Below are 16,731 nucleotides of genomic sequence, written 5' to 3'. Positions count from 1 at the left end.
TTACTTTTCCGAATCGACCAGACCGCGCACGAACCAACGTTGCATCAGCAGCACCACCGCGAGCGGCGGCAGCATGGCGAGCAGCGTAGCGCTCATGACGAGTTGCCATTGGGTGGCGGTGTCACCGCTGCCGATCATGCTCTTGATACCCACGACCGCCGTTGTCATTTCCGGCGCGTTGGTCACGAGAATCGGCCACAGGTACTGATTCCAGCCATAGATGAACGTGATGACGAACAGCGCCGCGATGTTCGTCTTCGACAGCGGCAGGACCACGTCGAAGAAGAAACGCATCGGGCCGGCGCCGTCGATGCGCGCGGCTTCGACGAGTTCGTCGGGCAGCGTCATGAAGAACTGCCGGAACAGGAACGTGGCCGTGGCCGACGCGATCAGCGGCACCGTCAGACCCGCATAGCTGTTGATCAGCCCCAGGGTCGAAATCACCTGCACCGTGGGGAAGATACGCACTTCGACCGGCAGCATCAGCGTGACGAAGATGAGCCAGAAGAACAGATTGCGCAGCGGGAAGCGGAAGTACACGATGGCGAAGGCCGACAGGATCGACACCGAGATCTTGCCGATCGTGACGACCAGTGCCATGAACAGGCTGTTGCCGAGCATCAGGCCGAACGGCATGGCGGCGTTACCCGTACCGGTACCCCACACCGTGGCGAGGTTTTCGAACAGGTGGGTGCTCGGAATGAGCGACAGAGGAACGTTGAAGACTTCGCTCTCGTTCATGGTGGCGGCGACGAACGCCACATAGAGCGGAAAGACCACCAGCAGCACGCCGATAATCAGCATGACGTGGCAGAAGATATCCAGGCCGCGACGGTTCTCGATCATGCGTATTGCACCTTGCGTTCGATGAAGCGGAACTGCACGACCGTGAGCACGATGACGATCACCATCAGCACCACCGACTGGGCAGCCGAGCTGCCGAGGTCGAGCCCCTTGAAGCCTTCCGAATAGATCTTGTAGATCAGCGTCATGGTCGACTGGCCCGGGCCGCCGCCGGTCGCCGCATCGATCACCGGGAAGGTGTCGAAGAACGAGTAGACGAGGTTGACCACGAGCAGGAAGAACGTCGTCGGCGAAATCAGCGGCAACACCAGCCCGAAGAAGCGCCGGATCGGACCTGCGCCGTCGATGGCGGCGGCTTCCACGAGCGAGCGCGGAATGGCCTGCAAGCCGGCGTAGAAGAACAGGAAGTTATAGCTGATCTGCTTCCAGATCGACGCGAGCACGACGAGGAACATGGCCTGTCCGCCGTTGAGGGCGTGATTCCATTCGATGCCGAGCTTGGCGAGGCCGAAGGTGACCAGACCGATACTCGGGTTGAAGAGGAAAGCCCACAGCACGGCGGCGATGGCGGGCGCGACGGCGTACGGCCAGATCAGCAGCGTCTGATAGACGCGCTTGCCGCGCGTGACGCGATCGGCCATGGCCGCGAGCAACAGGGAGATGACGAGACCGCAGACCGTGACCAGTCCGCTGAAGATCATCGTCGTGCGAAACGATGCGAGGTAGAGCGAGTCGCCCCACAGCGCGGTGAAGTTGGCGAGTCCGACGAATTCGCTCGACAGGCCGAAGGCGTCTTGTGTCGATGTCGATTGCCAAAGGGCTTCGCCCGCCGGCCACAGGAAGAATACGACGGTGATGAAGAGCTGCGGAGCTACAAGAGCGTAGGGCAGCCAGCCGGTGCCGAAGCGAGGGCGTTCTCTGGAGTTGTGCGCCATAACGTAGTGACCAAAAAAAACCAACCCGGCCCGCGTTTCAGGCGAGCCGGGGTGGTGTCATTGTAACGTCACGATTCATGCTGCGAACGCAGGAAAAGCCCCTGCATTGACCGCGTAATCGCGCGTTCGAGGCGGTTTAGCTGCCTTGCTTCGCGAAACGAGCCAGCAGGTCGTCGCCACGTTGCACAGCCTTGTCGAGCGCGGCTTTAGGCGTTTGCTTGCCGCTCCACACGCCTTCGAGTTCTTCGTCGACCACGGTACGGATCTGCGGCATGTTGCCCAGACGCAGGCCACGCGTGTACGGCAGCGGATCCTTGTTGAGCATCTGCTTGATGGCCGTGTCGGCGCCCGGGTTCTTCGCGTAGAAGCCTTGCTTCTCGGTCAGCTCGTAAGCGGCCTTGGTAACCGGCAGGTAGCCGGTGTCCTGGTGCCACTTGGCGGCCACGGCCGGCGAGGCGAGGTAGTTCAGGAACTTGGCCACGCCCTTGTACTCGGCGGGCGACTTGCCGGCGAGCACCCACAGGCTGGCGCCACCGATGATGGCGTTCTGCGGTGCGCCCTTCACGTCGGCGTCGTACGGCATCATGCCCACGCCGTAGCTGAACTTGGCGTACTTGCCGATGTTGGCCAGCGCGCCCGACGTCGTCATGGCGATACCGCAATCGCCGCTGTAGAACTTCGAGGTCACCTCATCCTTGCGGCCCACGTACGTGAACGAGCCTTCCTTGGCCATGTCGGCCAGGAACTGGATGTGCTTGACCTGTTGCGGGCCGTTGAAGCTCAGCTTGGCGTCGAGGCCGCCGAAGCCGTTATCCTTCGTGGCGAACGGCAGGGCGTGCCAGGCGCTGTAGTTTTCGAGCTGCGTCCAGCCTTGCCAGCCCATCGTGAAGCCGCACGACATGCCCGAAGCCTTGAGCTTCTCGGCGTCGGTCTTCACGTCGGCCCACGTCTTGGGCGGGGTGTTCGGATCGAGGCCAGCCTTCTTGAAGGCGTCCTTGTTGTAATAGAGCACCGGCGTCGAGCTGTTGAACGGCATCGAGATCAGGTGATTGGTCTTGCCGTCGGCGTAGTAACCGGCGATGGCGGGCACGAAGGCCTTTTCATCGAACGGCTCGCCGGCGTCCTTCATGACTTGCCACACGGGCTTCACGGCCTTCTTGGCCTGAATCATCGTGGCGGTGCCCACTTCGTACACCTGGAGAATGGCCGGGGCGTTACCGGCGCGGAAGGCGGCGATACCCGCTGCCAGACCCTGCTCGTAGTTGCCCTTGTAGATCGGGACAATCTTGTAGTCGCTTTGCGAGGCGTTGAAGTCGGCAGCGATCTGGTTCACGCGATCGCCGAGGGCCGATTCCATCGAATGCCAGAACTGGATCTCCGTGGCGGCCAGGGCCGAGGTGCTCATGCCGAGTGCCAGTGCAGCGCCAACGCCAGCCAGGGCAAAGGTGCGCAGGGAAGGTTGCTTCATACCAATCTCCGGGGGTTCACGAGAAGTCCAGGGCCTGTTGAGTGAGCGGCCCCTGCTTGTTCGCGGTGCGAACTGTGTAGCGCCGCGTAGACTAACACGTCGTTATGATTTTTCCACTCGCACTGCACAACGGGTGTTGCACGCGAGTGCAACGGGGGGATTGACAACGCCCGGAACGGGCCGGTGGGCAAGGCGCGACGCGGCATCGGCAGCCTGATACAACGATGCATTGCGCCGCACCAAAGCCTTGTGACTTATGGCTGACTTATTGATTTGTCATACAGAGGGGGGAACGCACGCTGCGGAGGCGCTGCGGTGATGCTGCGAGAGCGCCCCTCACGCCAGACCCTACACCCGATGGTACGGATGATTGGCGTTGATGCTCCACGCGCGGTAGAGCTGTTCGGCGAGCAGCACCCGCACCATGCCGTGCGGCAGGGTGAGGCTGGACAGACGGATGAGGGTGTCGGCACGTGCCTTGAGGCCCGGATCGAGTCCGTCGGCACCGCCGATCACGAAGGCCACATCGCGCCCGTCCTGCTGCCAGACGGTGAGCGACTGCGCCAGACGCATCGTGGTGAGATCCTGCCCGCGTTCGTCAAGACATACGAGACGGCAGCCGCGCGGCAGCGCCGCGTCGATGCGCTGCGCTTCGGCGGCCATGACCGTCTCGGCGGTGCGGGAGTTGGAGCGTTGCTCCGGCTTGATTTCCTTGAGTTCGATGCGCAGCTCGGGCGGCATGCGCTTGGCGTACTCGGCGAAGGCGGTCTCGATCCAGCCGGGCATCTTGTGCCCGACTGCGAGAATGAACAGACGCATGGCGGCGGCGTGTCGGCGAAGTCGCGCGCGGCGTCTTACTTGCTGCTCTTGCGGCGAGCCGGTGCCGGGGCGGGCGCCTCGTCATCTTCGGCGTCTTCAGCGTCGTCTTCTGCGCTGGCCTTGGCGCCTGCCTTGGTGCCGGCGGCCTTCAGGCGAACGGGCTTCTCGCCCCAGATTTCTTCGAGGTTGTAGTACTGGCGCAGGGCCGGCTGCATGATGTGCACGATGGCGTCGCCCGTGTCGACCAGCACCCATTCGCCGACGTCTTCGCCTTCGATGCTGACGATATCGCCACCGGCGGCCTTGACCTTGTCGCGCACGCTGGCGGCGAGCGCCTTGGTCTGGCGGTTGGACGTACCGCTCGCGATGACCACGCGCTCGAACAGTGCGGTGAGGTGTTCGGTGTTGAACACCTTGATGTCCTGGGCCTTGACGTCTTCGAGAGCGTCGACGATCAGGCGTTGAAGTTTACGAATATCCATAGTGCGTCTTTTGGGTGAAACAGGGGTGCGGCACAGCGGCCCGCCAACGTCATACGGGGGCCGTCAGGCGCGATACAGGTGTTGCGCGCGGATGTACTGCCACACAGGTTCGGGCAGGTTTTCCGGGGGCGTGGCCGCGTCTTGCGCGTGCGCCAGCGTGGCGCGCAACTCGGTGGCGGATATGTCGACGGCCAGTGAGTCGTCGATCAGGATGCCGCCGCATGGCGTGGATTGTACCCCGAGCGCGGTCTCTTCCCGTTGCGCGAAGACATCGCGCAGTTGCGCCGACGCCGTATCGCGGCTGAAACCGGGCCTTGCCGCGGCGCAGACGTGCGCGTAATCGAACAGTTCGCGCCACGCGTGCCAGGTGTCGAGCCGGACCAGCTGGTCTGAGCCGATGAGCAGCGAGAGCGAGACGTCGGGACCGATATCGCGGCGCATGTCCCGCAACGTATCGACGGTGTAGCTCGGCCCGGCGCGCTCGATCTCGCGCGTGCTCACGATGACCTGCGTCGACGGATGCGTGACGGCCAGCTCGGCGGCGAGACCTTCGGCGGCCAGGCGCGTCATGGCCAGCCGATGCCCGGCGTCCGTGCTGCCTTGCTTCTGCGGCTGCTGACCGGCGGGCATGAGGATCAGCTCGTCGAGCGCGAGCGTGCCGGCGAACAGCGCGCCGAGCGCGAGATGACCGGTGTGAATCGGGTCGAACGTGCCGCCCAGCACGCCAATGCGCCGCACGGCCGGAATGGCGCGGTCGGCGCTGTCGGCGCGGTTGGTGGGATTCGGGCGATTCGCTTGCGTGGCGCTCTTGCCGGACGGTGCCGACGTCGCAGTTGAGGTGACGGTCATGCTGGCTCGGCCTTCACACCCACTCGCGGCGCACGAGGAAATCGGTATAGAGCTTCGCTTCCGGCGTGCCCGGTTCCGGCTTCCAGTCGTAGTGCCATTTCACGACCGGCGGCATCGACATCAGAATCGATTCGGTGCGTCCGCCCGATTGCAGGCCGAAGTGCGTGCCCCGGTCCCAGACCAGATTGAATTCGACGTAACGGCCACGGCGGTGCGCCTGAAAATCGCGCTCGCGCTCGCCGTACGGCATGCCGCGACGGCGTTCCACGATGGGCACATAGGCGCCGAGAAAGGCGTCGCCCACGCTTTGCATGACGGCAAACCCGGTGTCGAAGCCGCCGCCCGAGAAGTCGTCGAAGAAGATGCCGCCGATGCCGCGCGGCTCTTGACGGTGCTTCAGGAAGAAGTAGTCGTCGCACCACGTCTTGAAGCGTGGGTACCACGTGGCATCGAACGGATCGAGCGCGTCCTTGCAGGTCTGATGGAAGTGCTTGCAGTCGTCTTCGAACGGGTAATACGGCGTGAGGTCCATGCCGCCGCCGAACCAGAAGGCCGGTAGTTCGCCCGGGGCCGTGGCGATCAGGATTCGCACGTTGAAGTGCACGGTCGGGCAATACGGATTGCGCGGATGCAGCACCAGCGAGACGCCGAGAGCTTCGAAGCCGCGTCCGGCCAGCTCGGGCCGCGAGGCGCTGGCCGAGGCGGGCAGCTTGTCGCCGATCACATGGGAGAAGTTCACGCCGCCACGCTCGAAGAAGTCGCCGTCGTCGAGCACTCGGGTGCGGCCGTCACCGCGCAACGGGCTGTCGGCGGGGCGTTGCCAGTCGTCGACGAAGAAGCGTTTGCCATCGAGGCGCTCCATCGTGGCGACGATGTTGTCCTGAAGCCCGAGCAGATACGTGCGTACCGCCGCCGTGTCCGGCGCTTGTGCGGTGTCTTGCGCTGTCATTCTGTGACGTCCCTTGCGTGGTCGATGTGTCCGTCGGCAATTTCTTTGCGAATACCGTCGGCAATATCGTCGGTAATACCGTCGTCGATATCGTCAACGAGGCCGGTAAAGGGGCCACAGATTGGCGGGTCGACGCGTTCGATTTACCCGAGATTGTACCGGGACGCAGCAAGACGCGGGCGGCCGGCCATCTTCGCCGGTGTCGCCCGGATGACCTGAGTCAAGTCCTGAGCCAACGTGTGACGCTCAGGGCGCCGGCGAGTTGGGCAGGGTGCCAGCGGGGGCTGCGCCGCCGGCACCGGGCACGATAGACGGGGTGGCGGCGGGAACCCCGGCGGCCGCTCCCGGCGGCGGCATCAGGATCTGACGCGTTGCGGGCACCGGCCAGTGCGCCGTGCCGCCGACTTCGGCAATCGCACGGTTGGTGTCGAAGTACACCTGCCAGTAATCGCGGTTGTGGCAGTACGGCCGCACCGCCAGCACCGGCCCGGACGGATTGAATTCCAGAATCTCCACATCGACGCCGGGCTTCTCGACCACGTTGGGAATCTGGGCGACGCGGGCTTTCAGTCTCGCGACGGCATCCTGCAAATCGACCGTATGGGCAAGCTGTGCGGTGAGATCCACGCGCCGGAAGGCGTTGGCGTCGTACACGGTGATGTTGTCGCCGAAGACCTTGGTGTTGCCGACGTACACGCGCAGATTGTCCGCCGTGGTGAGGGTGGTGACGAACAGACCGATCTCGTCGACCACACCCGTCACGCCGCCCGCACTGATCATGTCGCCGGACTTGAAGGGTCGCAGCACGATCAGGAAGATGCCCGACGCGAAATTGGACAGCAGTCCCGACCATGCCGCGCCGATCGCGATACCGGCGGCGGCGAGCAGGGCGGCGAACGACGTCGTCTCGATGCCGCAGACACTGAGAATGGAGAGAATGAGCGCGATGCGCAACGCGATGCGCAGCGACGACTCGGTGTAGCGTACGAGCGTGGGATCGATGTTGCGGCGGGTCATCGCGCCGCGTACGAGCCGCGCGACCAGATTGATGACGATGCCGCCGATGATCCAGATGACGATGGCCATCAGGATCTTCAGGCCGAACGGCACCAGATAATCGTTGACCAGCTTGTCGAGGTCGAACATGTGAGTCTCCGTCGAGCGAGGGGTCTGTCGGGAAAACTGCATGAATTCCGCCGGGGCTGGCCGGATGCGCATTCTGGCGAGTGAACTTCCAGTGTCACGCGTCGCCAGCGTGCCAAGTTGGCCTGCGCTTGTCAATCGTGCCGCACACAGGATGTGAGGCAGCCCAAACGATCGGATGCAAAGGCCCGGAAACGACAACGGCCCGGGAGACTTGGGGGCTCCCGGGCCGCGCTTCCAACCGTTCCAACCGTTCCAACCATTCCAGCCGTGGTTGCCATCAGGCGTTCGACGGCACTGGCTCGACCTCGGCTTGATGTCCGCCTGCCGTCCGCCTTACTCCGGCTTGCGCGCCAGCGCGCGATTGCCGATGTCGTGGCGATACTGCATGCCGTCGAAGTTGATCTGGTTGACGGTCTGGTACGCCACGCTCTGCGCGCCACGTACCGTATCGGACAAGCCGACCACGCACAGCACGCGGCCGCCGGTGACCTTGAGCACGTCGTTCTCGAGCTGGGTGCCCGCATGGAACGTTACGCACTCCTCAGTCTCCGCCGGGACTTCCGAGATACGGTCGCCCTTACGCGGCGTATCCGGATAGCCGTGAGCGGCGAGCACCACGCCCAGCGCGTAGCGACGATCCCAGTCCAGTTCGACCTTGTCGAGCGTACCGGCAATGGCGTGTTCCACCACCACCGAGAAGTCGCCCTTCAGACGCGCCATGATCGGCTGCGTTTCCGGGTCGCCCATACGGCAGTTGAATTCGAGCGTCTTGACGTTGCCGTCGGCGTCGATCATCAGACCGGCGTACAGGAAGCCGGTGAAGCGGATGCCGTCGGTTTCCATGCCGCGCACGGTCGGCATGATGATTTCGCGCATCACGCGGGCGTGGATCTGCGGCGTGACGATCGGCGCGGGCGAGTAAGCGCCCATGCCGCCCGTGTTCGGGCCCTGATCGTTGTCGAGCAGACGCTTGTGATCCTGCGAGGTGGCCAGCGGCAGCACGTTCTTGCCGTCGACCATCACGATGAAGCTGGCTTCCTCGCCCTGCAGGAACTCCTCGATCACCACACGGGCGCCGGCGTCGCCGAGCTTGTTGTCGGCGAGCATCATGTCGACGGCGTTGTGCGCTTCGTCGAGCGACATCGCCACGACCACGCCCTTGCCGGCGGCCAGACCGTCGGCCTTGATGACGATCGGGGCGCCCTTGGCGTCGATGTACGCGTGCGCCGCAGCGGCGTCGGAGAACGTCTCGTAATCGGCGGTCGGAATGCCGTGGCGCTTCATGAACGCCTTGGCGAAGTCCTTCGACGATTCGAGCTGTGCGGCTTCCTTCGTCGGGCCGAAGATCTTCAGGCCGCGGGCGCGGAAGATGTTGACGATACCGGCGGCGAGCGGCGTTTCCGGACCGACCACGGTCAGGGCGATGCCTTCGCGCGCGGCGAATTCGGCGAGCACGTTCGGGTCGCTGATCGGCACGTTGCGCAGGCGCTCGTCGAGCGCCGTGCCACCGTTACCCGGGGCGACATAAACCAGTTGAATGCGCGGCGATTGGGCAAGCTTCCACGCGAGCGCGTGTTCGCGGCCGCCCGAGCCGACAACCAGAATTTTCATCTTATTCCTCGATGACGGCGTTGGTGAATACGTCCTGCACGTCGTCGAGGTTTTCGAGCGCGTCGAGCAGCTTTTGCATCTTCACGGCGTCATCGCCGGTGAAGACCACTTCGGTTTGCGGCTTCATCGTGACTTCCGCGACTTCGGCCTTCAGGCCAGCCGCTTCGAGCTTGTCCTTCACGGCCTGGAAGTCGTTGGGCGGGCAGACGACTTCGAAGCTGCCGTCTTCATTGGTGATCACGTCGTCGGCGCCGGCGTCGAGCGCCACTTCCATCAGCTTGTCTTCCGGGGTTTCCGGCGAGAACAGGAACTGACCACAATGCGTGAAGAGGAACGACACCGAGCCGTCGGTACCCATATTGCCGCCGAACTTGGAGAAGGCGTGACGCACTTCGGCCACCGTGCGCACACGGTTGTCCGTCATGGTGTCGACGATCACGGCGGCGCCGTTGATGCCGTAGCCTTCGTAGCGGATTTCTTCGTAGTTGGCGCCGTCCAGACCGCCCACGCCGCGATCGATCGCGCGCTTGACGTTGTCCTTGGGCATGTTGGCGTCTGCCGCCTTTTCCACGGCCAGACGCAGACGCGGGTTGCTGTCGGCGTCACCGCCGCCCAGACGGGCAGCCACGGTGATTTCCTTGATCAGACGTGTCCAGACTTTACCGCGCTTGGCATCTGCCGCAGCCTTCTTGTGCTTGATGTTGGCCCATTTGCTATGACCCGCCATGAATTTCTCCGTCGTGCCGCGCTGTGCGGCGAAGTATGCTCTGCCGGCCCGCGCAGTGCGGCGCGGCCAACCGTTGAAACGGGAGCGCCCGCCACCACCGGGGTCGCGGGCGCCGATTGTCCAGCCGCCCCGTCGCGTCACACGGGGCCGGTCGATCACGGATCCGTGTGGGGTATTTCGGGGCGGTGCAGTCCGAGCGGCAACGCGTGCCGCTATAATCGGAAGCAATTTTATCATGCCGCCGCACCGTGCCACGGGTGTTTGCAGCGCCGTGTCACGAGTCGCCCCGCGTTCACCGCCGAGGTCTCTCATGCCCAAGAAGCCCGTGCCGTCGCAAGTGCCTTCCGCCCCCGCCCCCGCCGCCACCGATGTCGATTCGCCGGCCGCCGCCTCGGCAAGTTCGGCTCACGATGCCGGTGAACGGCTCACGATCGCGCGCAACGCCCAGCATGTTCTCGGACTGCTGCCGGCAATGGGCAACCGCCACGGCCTCATCACCGGGGCGACCGGTACCGGCAAGACCGTCACCCTGCAAGTCATCGCCCAGGCCTTTTCGGATATTGGCGTGCCGGTTTTTCTGGCAGACGTCAAAGGCGATCTGACCGGCATCACGCAGCCCGGTGTCGAGACCCCCAAGCTCAAGGAGCGCATCGCCAATCTGGGATTCGACACGCCCGACTGGCACGGCAGCCCTGCCACCCTTTGGGACGTCTTCGGCGAGCAGGGCCACCCGGTGCGCGCCACCATCTCCGATCTCGGCCCGCTGCTGCTCGCGCGCCTGCTGGGGCTCAACGAGACGCAGACCGGCGTGCTCAACCTCGTCTTCAAGATCGCCGACGACAACGGCCTGTTGCTGCTCGACAGCAAGGACCTGCGCGCCATGCTTCAACATGTGGGCGACAACGCGTCGAACTTCACCACGCAGTACGGCAACATTTCGGCGGCGTCGGTCGGCGCGATCCAGCGCGGGCTGCTCACGCTGGAGCAGCAGGGCGCGGACAAGTTCTTCGGCGAGCCGATGCTCAATATCGAAGACTTCATGCAGACGGACGCGCAAGGGCGCGGCGTCGTCAACATCCTCGCTGCCGACAAGCTGCTCGCGGCCCCCCGTATCTACGCCACCTTCCTGCTGTGGCTGCTCGCCGAATTGTTCGAGCGTCTGCCGGAAGTCGGCGATCCCGATAAACCCAAGCTCGTCTTCTTCTTCGACGAAGCGCACCTGTTGTTCAACGAAGCGCCCAAGCCGCTGCTGGAACGAATCGAGCAGATGGTGCGCCTGATTCGCTCGAAGGGCGTGGGCGTGTACTTCGTGACGCAGAACCCGGTCGACGTCCCGGACACGGTGCTCGGCCAATTGGGCAACCGCGTGCAGCACGCCTTACGGGCGTATTCGCCGCGCGATCAGAAGGCGGTGAAGGTGGCAGCGCAGACGATGCGGGCGAATCCGTCGCTCGACATCGAGACGGTGATCGGCGAGTTGGGGGTGGGCGAAGCGCTGGTGTCGCTGCTCGACGAGAAGGGGCGTCCCGAGATCACCGAGCGCGCGTACATTGCACCGCCGGCGTCGCGTATCGGGCCGATCACGCCGCAGGAGCGCACCGCGTTGATGGCGGCATCGCTCGTCGCGGGCGTGTACGAGAAGGTCGTGGATCGGGAGTCGGCGTATGAAAAGCTCGTCGGCCGGACGCAGGCACGCCAGCCGGACGGCACGCCTGTGCCCGCAGGCAATGGCGGCAGCGGCAGCGCACCGTCGGCCGGTGGCGGCGGTCTGCTCGATTCACTGGGCGGTCTGCTGGGCGGCTCGGGCGGGTCGCGCAGCAAGGATTCGCCGGTCGAAGCGATGGTCAAGAGCACGATGCGCACCGTCGGCAGCCAGTTGGGGCGCGAGATCGTGCGCGGCGTGCTGGGTAGCATTTTCGGGGGCAGCAAGCGCCGCTGAGCGCGCCGTCCGGTCGGGCGGGCCGACCTCGAATGCCCCTGTCGAATCGCCCCGCCTATCGATCATCGGACCCGCTCGCCGTCCTGATCAGGTGCGTCGCCGGGCAATGCCCGCCAGATAATAAAAAGGGAAAAGGACCTTCCACTCACCGATGTCTCTGAAATCTTCGCTGGATCCGGTACGTACCGGCGTGGCCCACGATCCGCTGTGGCTGCGTGCCGCGCCGCTCATCTTTCTGTTCCTGTGGTCGGTCGGGTTCACCGTCGCCAAGATCGGTCTGGCCTACGCTGACCCGTTGACCTTCCTCGCATTGCGCTACGGTCTGGTGCTCGTGCTGCTCGCACCGCTCGCGCTGGTCATGCGTCCCCCATTGCCGAAGACGGCCGCGGCCTGGGGGCATCTCGTCGTCATCGGTCTGCTGATTCAGGCGCTGTACTTCAGCATGACGTATCTGGCGCTGCGTCTCGGGGTGTCGGCGGGCAGCGTGGCGCTGATCACGTCGCTGCAACCGATTCTCGTGGCGCTGGCCGTGCCGCACCTGGTCGGCGAGCGCGTGAGCGGCATGAACTGGATCGGGCTCGGTCTGGGGCTGGCGGGGGCGGCGCTCGTCATCGTGGCGCGCTCGGCGGTGGAGGCGACCTCGGCGCTCGGCCTGTTGCTGACGTTCGTGGCGCTCGGCGCGATTACTTGCGGCACGCTTTACGAAAAGCGCTTCGGTCTTGGGCAGCATCCGGTCACGTCGAATCTCGTGCAGTACGCCGTCGGCTTCGCCGCGACGCTGCCGCTCGCCTGGTGGCTCGAACCGATGCGTGTCGACTGGACGTGGCAACTCGGACTGACGCTCGTCTATCTGGTGATCGGTAATTCGATCGTTGCGATCTCGTTGCTGCTGGCGATGATCCGACGCGGCGAGGCGTCGCGCGTGTCAGCGCTGTTCTTCCTCGTGCCGCCGGCCGCAGCGCTCGCAGCATGGTTGATGGTCGGGGAGCACATGCCGCCGCTGGCCTGGGGCGGGATGGTGCTTGCGGCCGTCGGGGTGGCCATGGCCACGCGCCGCAAGGGGACATAGGCCGACGCCATCTTCGGTAAGTGACCTAAGTGACCCAAGCGGCCGTACAAAGCAAAAGCCCCGGGAATTCCCGGGGCTTTTTGTCTTGCGTAATTTGCGTGACGACGTCAATCCGTCAGTTCTTGGTGCCGAACAGGCGGTCGCCCGCGTCGCCGAGACCCGGAATGATGTACGCGTGATCGTCCAGACGCTCGTCCAGCGACGCCACATACAGCTTCACGCCCGGATGCGCGTCGTGCAGCACCTTCACGCCTTCCGGAGCCGCCACGAGGGCGAGGAACGCGATGTTTTCCGGCTCCACGCCGCGCTTGATCAGCACGTCCACGGCGTGAACGGCCGAGTAGCCGGTCGCGACCATCGGATCGCACAGAATGAAGCGGCGGTCGGCCACGTCCGGCAGACGCACGAGGTATTCGACCGGGCGATGCTGATCGTCGCGATACACCCCGATGTGGCCGACGCGTGCAGACGGCACCAGATCGAGCAGGCCGTCGCTCATGCCGACACCGGCACGCAGCACGGGCACCACGGCGAGCTTCTTGCCGGCGATGACGGGAGCGTCCATCGGGACCATCGGCGTGTCGATGCGCTCGGTCGTGAGCGGCAGATCGCGGGTGATCTCGTAACCCATGAGCAGCGTAATCTCACGCAGCAGGCCGCGGAACGTGCGCGTCGACGTTTCCTTGTCGCGCATGTGCGAGAGCTTGTGCTGGATCAGCGGATGATCGCAGATGAAAAGGTTCGGGAATCGGGAGTCTTGTTTCATGGCAGGCAATTCGAGGCTGGGCTATCGGACCGGTATGTCGCGATAAAAGCCCGCATGGCCGCGATTTTAGCCGAAGCGGACGAGGCCGGTCCGGGTTTCGACGTCACGCCCTCGCAGCGGCGCGCGGTCGATTCCCTTAGAATCGCTGCAAGACGGCTGCCGGGCGCTGACTTTCGCCTCCTCGCGCAGCCACCGCCAATGCATCACTTGTCTTCTTGAAGGCTGAACATGGATCTGGGAATCAAGGGCCGCACCGCGCTGGTGTGCGGCGCGAGCAAGGGGCTGGGGCGCGCCTGTGCGCAGGCGCTGGCCGACGCCGGTGTCAACGTGGTGATCGTGGCCCGCACGGCCGACGCCCTGAATGCCGCCGCCAGCGAGATTCGCGCCGCGACAGGCGTGACGGTGACTGCCGTGGCCTGCGACATCACCACGCCGGAAGGCCGCGCACAGGCGCTTGCGGCGTGTCCGCAACCGGACATTCTCGTGACGAATGCCGGCGGGCCGCCCCCGGGCGACTTCCGCAACTGGCAGCGCGACGACTGGATCCGCGCGATCGACGCCAACATGCTCACGCCCATCGAGCTGATCAAGGCGACGGTGGACGGCATGATCGCCCGCGGCTTCGGGCGTATCGTCAACATCACCTCATCTGCCGTGAAGGCCCCCATCGACATCCTCGGGCTGTCCAACGGCGCCCGCTCGGGGCTGACGGGATTCGTGGCCGGCGTTGCGCGCACGACCGTGGCGCACAACGTCACCATCAACAACCTGCTGCCGGGGGCGTTCGACACCGACCGGCTGGCGGCAACGCTGGAGGCGTCTGCGGCGAAGAGCGGCCAGCCGGTCGACGACATGCGCGCCAAACGTGCAGCCGCCATCCCGGCCCGTCGCTTCGGCCGTCCGGATGAGTTCGGCGCCACGTGCGCGTTCCTGTGCAGCGCACAGGCGGGCTACATCACCGGGCAGAACGTGTTGATCGATGGCGGCGCCTATCCCGGGACTTTCTGAGCGAGCACGTTCCGACGTCGCGCGGGCGACGTTCGGGCGAGGTGTCTCGTGCATCTCCCATCACCCATTTCACGTTCAGGGATCGCATCAATGACGGTTTCGACAGTACCGAAGGTCCGCATCGCACTCATCGCACACGACAAGAAGAAGGACGAGATCCTGGCGGTCGCGCGCGATTACGTCGACGTGCTGCGCCAATGTCAGCTCGTGGCCACGGGCACGACGGGCGGGCGCATCGCCACCGAGCTGGGCCTCGACGTCGAGCGCATGCTCTCCGGGCCGCACGGCGGCGATTTGCAGATCGGTGCGCAACTGGCCGAGGGACGCGTCGACATGGTGCTGTTCCTGCGCGACCCGATGACACCGCAACCGCATGAACCCGACATCAACGCGCTGGTGCGCGCGTGCGACGTGCACAACGTGCCGTGCGCGACCAACAGCGCCACGGCGCGCTTGCTGCTGGAACAACTGATTGTCAGGCTGGCGGCGCAGCCGTCGGCCTGAAAAGTACGACCAACACGCACGATCAACATGACCGATCGACTACCCATCGAGGGGAAGGAGCGAGGATGACAAAAGCAATCCGCATCGAACAGAACGGCGGCCCGGAAGTGATGCAATGGGTCGACGTCGAAGTCGGCGAACCGGGACCGGGCGAGGCGCGCGTGCGTCACAACGCCGTGGGCCTGAACTACATCGACGTGTATTTCCGCACGGGCCTGTATCCGCAGCCGCTGCCTGCCGGTCTGGGCATGGAGGCCGCCGGCGTGGTCGAGGCCGTGGGCGAGGGCGTCACGCATGTGAAGCCGGGCGACCGCGTTGCCTACGCGAGCCGGCCGTGCGGCGCGTATTCGCAGGCGCGCGTGATGCCGGCCGCGCCGCTGGTGCGTGTGCCCGACAACATCAGCGACGATCAGGCCGCCGCCATGATGCTGCAAGGCATGACGGCGCAGTACCTGCTGCGTCGCACGTACTCGGTCAAGGCGGGCGACACGATCCTGATTCACGCGGCTGCCGGCGGTGTCGGGCTGATCGTGTGCCAGTGGGCCAAGGCGCTGGGCGCGACGGTGATCGGCACGGTCGGCTCGGACGAGAAGGCGGCGCTCGTGCGTCAGTACGGTTGCGATCATCCGATCGTCTACACGCGCGAGAACTTCGTCGAGCGCGTCAAGGACATCACCGGTGGCGAAGGCGTGCCCGTGGTCTACGATTCCATCGGCAAGGACACGTTTATCGGCTCGCTCGACTGCCTGCGTCCGCTGGGCACGATGGTGAATTTCGGCAGCGCTTCCGGTCCCGTCGCGCAGATCAACACCGCCGATCTCGTGTCGCGCGGCTCGTTGTTCTTCACGCGTCCGACGCTTTTCAACTACACCGCCAAGCGCGCCGATCTCGAAGCCACGGCGAACGAGTTGTTCGAGGTCGTCGGTAACGGCACGGTGAAGATCGAGGTCAACCAGCGTTACGCGCTGGCGGATGTCGCGCAGGCGCACCGTGATCTGGAGTCGCGCAAGACCACCGGGTCGACGTTGCTCATGCCCTGAGCGGCCCCAAGCGTTTCACGGGCTGAAAAGGAAAGGGACGCCGAGGCGTCCCTTTTTCGTTCCCGTTTGTTTCTGTCCACTGCCCGGGATGTGCGCGTCAGGCGTTCAGGCGCGCTGCGTGAAGACATGAGCGCGCGCGTCTTCACGCACATCGACCGGCAAACGCTTGATGAGCCAGTGGATGACCATGCCGATGACGACCACGTCGTCCAGCAGCCCGAACACCGGTACGAAATCGGGGATCAGGTCGATGGGACTCAGCAGATAAACCGCGAGGAGCACCACGGCGGGCAGCAGCCAGCGCGGACGTCGCGGATCGCGGGCCGCATGCCAGAGCACGCGGAAATCATGACGGGCGATTTGCCACAGACGAAGAAAACGCTTCACTTGCAAACTCCTGGTACCAATGAGCTTGCCATGAACGGCAAGCAATTTCTCGCAATCGGGGATAACATCGCTCAATATTAGTTGAATATCGTGCAACTTGTTTCGATTATACGCAACGATTGCATGCGGCGCTGAAGGTGACTCACGGCCGGAAACCGGCGCCCGATGCGTAACAAGTAGCTTCGACATTGTTGGGGCGAGACGGTTTCATCGCGTGATCGGCGGGGC

17 protein-coding genes are annotated in these 16,731 nt (G+C 64.7%); 5 read left to right on the top strand and 12 right to left on the bottom strand.

Annotated elements, in window-relative coordinates; genetic code table 11:
- The 10 genes from ugpE to C5N93_RS10005 all read right to left on the bottom strand — a co-directional run bounded on the left by ugpE (position 1) and on the right by C5N93_RS10005 (position 9,790).
- Positions 1-846, bottom strand: a complete 846-nt coding sequence (ugpE, locus tag C5N93_RS10050; RefSeq protein ID WP_069341623.1) for a sn-glycerol-3-phosphate ABC transporter permease UgpE — start codon at positions 844-846, stop codon at positions 1-3.
- A complete protein-coding gene (ugpA, locus tag C5N93_RS10045) occupies positions 843-1,739 on the bottom strand; it encodes a sn-glycerol-3-phosphate ABC transporter permease UgpA (protein WP_069341624.1) in 897 nt (298 codons plus the stop codon). Before ugpA ends, ugpE begins: the two co-directional genes overlap by 4 nt.
- Before the next feature lie 136 nt (positions 1,740-1,875).
- On the bottom strand, positions 1,876-3,207 hold the full coding sequence (gene ugpB / locus C5N93_RS10040; RefSeq protein WP_069341625.1) for a sn-glycerol-3-phosphate ABC transporter substrate-binding protein UgpB: 1,332 nt from the start codon (positions 3,205-3,207) through the stop codon (positions 1,876-1,878).
- A 348-nt stretch (positions 3,208-3,555) separates the two neighbouring features.
- Positions 3,556-4,026: a 23S rRNA (pseudouridine(1915)-N(3))-methyltransferase RlmH gene (gene rlmH / locus C5N93_RS10035; protein WP_069341626.1), complete on the bottom strand. Its 471-nt coding sequence runs from the start codon at positions 4,024-4,026 to the stop codon at positions 3,556-3,558.
- A 35-nt stretch (positions 4,027-4,061) separates the two neighbouring features.
- Positions 4,062-4,508, bottom strand: a complete 447-nt coding sequence (gene rsfS, locus C5N93_RS10030; RefSeq protein WP_150719529.1) for a ribosome silencing factor — start codon at positions 4,506-4,508, stop codon at positions 4,062-4,064.
- Positions 4,509-4,571: 63 nt separating this feature from the next.
- The gene (locus C5N93_RS10025) at positions 4,572-5,357 is read right to left on the bottom strand and encodes a nicotinate-nucleotide adenylyltransferase (protein ID WP_242559145.1); all 786 of its coding nucleotides are present in this window, start codon (positions 5,355-5,357) and stop codon (positions 4,572-4,574) included.
- A gap of 13 nt (positions 5,358-5,370) precedes the next feature.
- Entirely contained in the window at positions 5,371-6,306 is a 936-nt protein-coding gene (gene hemF / locus C5N93_RS10020; protein WP_242559144.1) for an oxygen-dependent coproporphyrinogen oxidase, read from the bottom strand.
- 246 nt (positions 6,307-6,552) lie between these two features.
- Complete coding sequence (locus C5N93_RS10015) at positions 6,553-7,452, bottom strand: mechanosensitive ion channel family protein (protein ID WP_242559143.1); 900 nt, start codon at positions 7,450-7,452, stop codon at positions 6,553-6,555.
- A 333-nt stretch (positions 7,453-7,785) separates the two neighbouring features.
- Entirely contained in the window at positions 7,786-9,063 is a 1,278-nt protein-coding gene (gene purD, locus C5N93_RS10010) for a phosphoribosylamine--glycine ligase (protein WP_150719525.1), read from the bottom strand.
- A gap of 1 nt (position 9,064) precedes the next feature.
- Positions 9,065-9,790, bottom strand: a complete 726-nt coding sequence (locus C5N93_RS10005) for a YebC/PmpR family DNA-binding transcriptional regulator (protein ID WP_069341631.1) — start codon at positions 9,788-9,790, stop codon at positions 9,065-9,067.
- Between the two features lie 310 nt (positions 9,791-10,100).
- Between C5N93_RS10005 and C5N93_RS10000 the strand changes: the two genes are divergently transcribed.
- Positions 10,101-11,729 carry a helicase HerA-like C-terminal domain-containing protein gene (locus tag C5N93_RS10000; protein ID WP_277990274.1) on the top strand — a complete coding sequence of 543 codons (1,629 nt, stop codon included), beginning with the start codon at positions 10,101-10,103 and terminating at the stop codon, positions 11,727-11,729.
- A 151-nt stretch (positions 11,730-11,880) separates the two neighbouring features.
- A complete protein-coding gene (locus C5N93_RS09995) occupies positions 11,881-12,798 on the top strand; it encodes a DMT family transporter (protein ID WP_242559142.1) in 918 nt (305 codons plus the stop codon).
- Positions 12,799-12,913: 115 nt separating this feature from the next.
- Here the strand turns inward: C5N93_RS09995 and upp are convergent, their stop codons facing one another.
- Entirely contained in the window at positions 12,914-13,564 is a 651-nt protein-coding gene (upp, locus tag C5N93_RS09990) for a uracil phosphoribosyltransferase (RefSeq protein WP_069341546.1), read from the bottom strand.
- Positions 13,565-13,792: 228 nt separating this feature from the next.
- Here upp and C5N93_RS09985 point away from each other — a divergent pair, with 228 nt between their 5' ends.
- From C5N93_RS09985 to C5N93_RS09975, 3 genes are all read left to right on the top strand, one after another.
- A complete protein-coding gene (locus C5N93_RS09985) occupies positions 13,793-14,572 on the top strand; it encodes an SDR family oxidoreductase (protein WP_150719522.1) in 780 nt (259 codons plus the stop codon).
- A gap of 90 nt (positions 14,573-14,662) precedes the next feature.
- The gene (locus tag C5N93_RS09980) at positions 14,663-15,076 is read left to right on the top strand and encodes a methylglyoxal synthase (RefSeq protein WP_242559141.1); all 414 of its coding nucleotides are present in this window, start codon (positions 14,663-14,665) and stop codon (positions 15,074-15,076) included.
- 65 nt (positions 15,077-15,141) lie between these two features.
- On the top strand, positions 15,142-16,116 hold the full coding sequence (locus C5N93_RS09975; protein WP_069341543.1) for a quinone oxidoreductase: 975 nt from the start codon (positions 15,142-15,144) through the stop codon (positions 16,114-16,116).
- A 105-nt stretch (positions 16,117-16,221) separates the two neighbouring features.
- Here the strand turns inward: C5N93_RS09975 and C5N93_RS09970 are convergent, their stop codons facing one another.
- Positions 16,222-16,503, bottom strand: coding sequence for a YkvA family protein (locus C5N93_RS09970; RefSeq protein WP_069341542.1), 282 nt, complete (start codon positions 16,501-16,503; stop codon positions 16,222-16,224).
- Between the last annotated feature and the right edge of the window lie 228 nt (positions 16,504-16,731).

Source organism: Pandoraea sp. LA3, assembly GCF_022696215.1.
GTDB lineage: Bacteria > Pseudomonadota > Gammaproteobacteria > Burkholderiales > Burkholderiaceae > Pandoraea > Pandoraea capi.
This window is presented reverse-complemented; position numbering and strand designations above follow the sequence as displayed.

Bases quoted from the DNA above. Each gene is read 5' to 3' on its own strand.
- ugpA (WP_069341624.1), bottom strand. From the start codon at position 1,739: ATGGCGCACAACTCCAGAGAACGCCCTCGCTTCGGCACCGGCTGGCTG.
- ugpE (WP_069341623.1), bottom strand. From the start codon at position 846: ATGATCGAGAACCGTCGCGGCCTGGATATCTTCTGCCACGTCATGCTG.
- rsfS (WP_150719529.1), bottom strand. From the start codon at position 4,508: ATGGATATTCGTAAACTTCAACGCCTGATCGTCGACGCTCTCGAAGAC.
- rlmH (WP_069341626.1), bottom strand. From the start codon at position 4,026: ATGCGTCTGTTCATTCTCGCAGTCGGGCACAAGATGCCCGGCTGGATC.
- purD (WP_150719525.1), bottom strand. From the start codon at position 9,063: ATGAAAATTCTGGTTGTCGGCTCGGGCGGCCGCGAACACGCGCTCGCG.
- C5N93_RS09995 (WP_242559142.1), top strand. From the start codon at position 11,881: ATGTCTCTGAAATCTTCGCTGGATCCGGTACGTACCGGCGTGGCCCAC.
- C5N93_RS09985 (WP_150719522.1), top strand. From the start codon at position 13,793: ATGGATCTGGGAATCAAGGGCCGCACCGCGCTGGTGTGCGGCGCGAGC.
- C5N93_RS09980 (WP_242559141.1), top strand. From the start codon at position 14,663: ATGACGGTTTCGACAGTACCGAAGGTCCGCATCGCACTCATCGCACAC.
- C5N93_RS10015 (WP_242559143.1), bottom strand. From the start codon at position 7,452: ATGTTCGACCTCGACAAGCTGGTCAACGATTATCTGGTGCCGTTCGGC.
- C5N93_RS10005 (WP_069341631.1), bottom strand. From the start codon at position 9,790: ATGGCGGGTCATAGCAAATGGGCCAACATCAAGCACAAGAAGGCTGCG.
- C5N93_RS09975 (WP_069341543.1), top strand. From the start codon at position 15,142: ATGACAAAAGCAATCCGCATCGAACAGAACGGCGGCCCGGAAGTGATG.
- hemF (WP_242559144.1), bottom strand. From the start codon at position 6,306: ATGACAGCGCAAGACACCGCACAAGCGCCGGACACGGCGGCGGTACGC.
- C5N93_RS10000 (WP_277990274.1), top strand. From the start codon at position 10,101: ATGCCCAAGAAGCCCGTGCCGTCGCAAGTGCCTTCCGCCCCCGCCCCC.
- upp (WP_069341546.1), bottom strand. From the start codon at position 13,564: ATGAAACAAGACTCCCGATTCCCGAACCTTTTCATCTGCGATCATCCG.
- C5N93_RS10025 (WP_242559145.1), bottom strand. From the start codon at position 5,357: ATGACCGTCACCTCAACTGCGACGTCGGCACCGTCCGGCAAGAGCGCC.
- ugpB (WP_069341625.1), bottom strand. From the start codon at position 3,207: ATGAAGCAACCTTCCCTGCGCACCTTTGCCCTGGCTGGCGTTGGCGCT.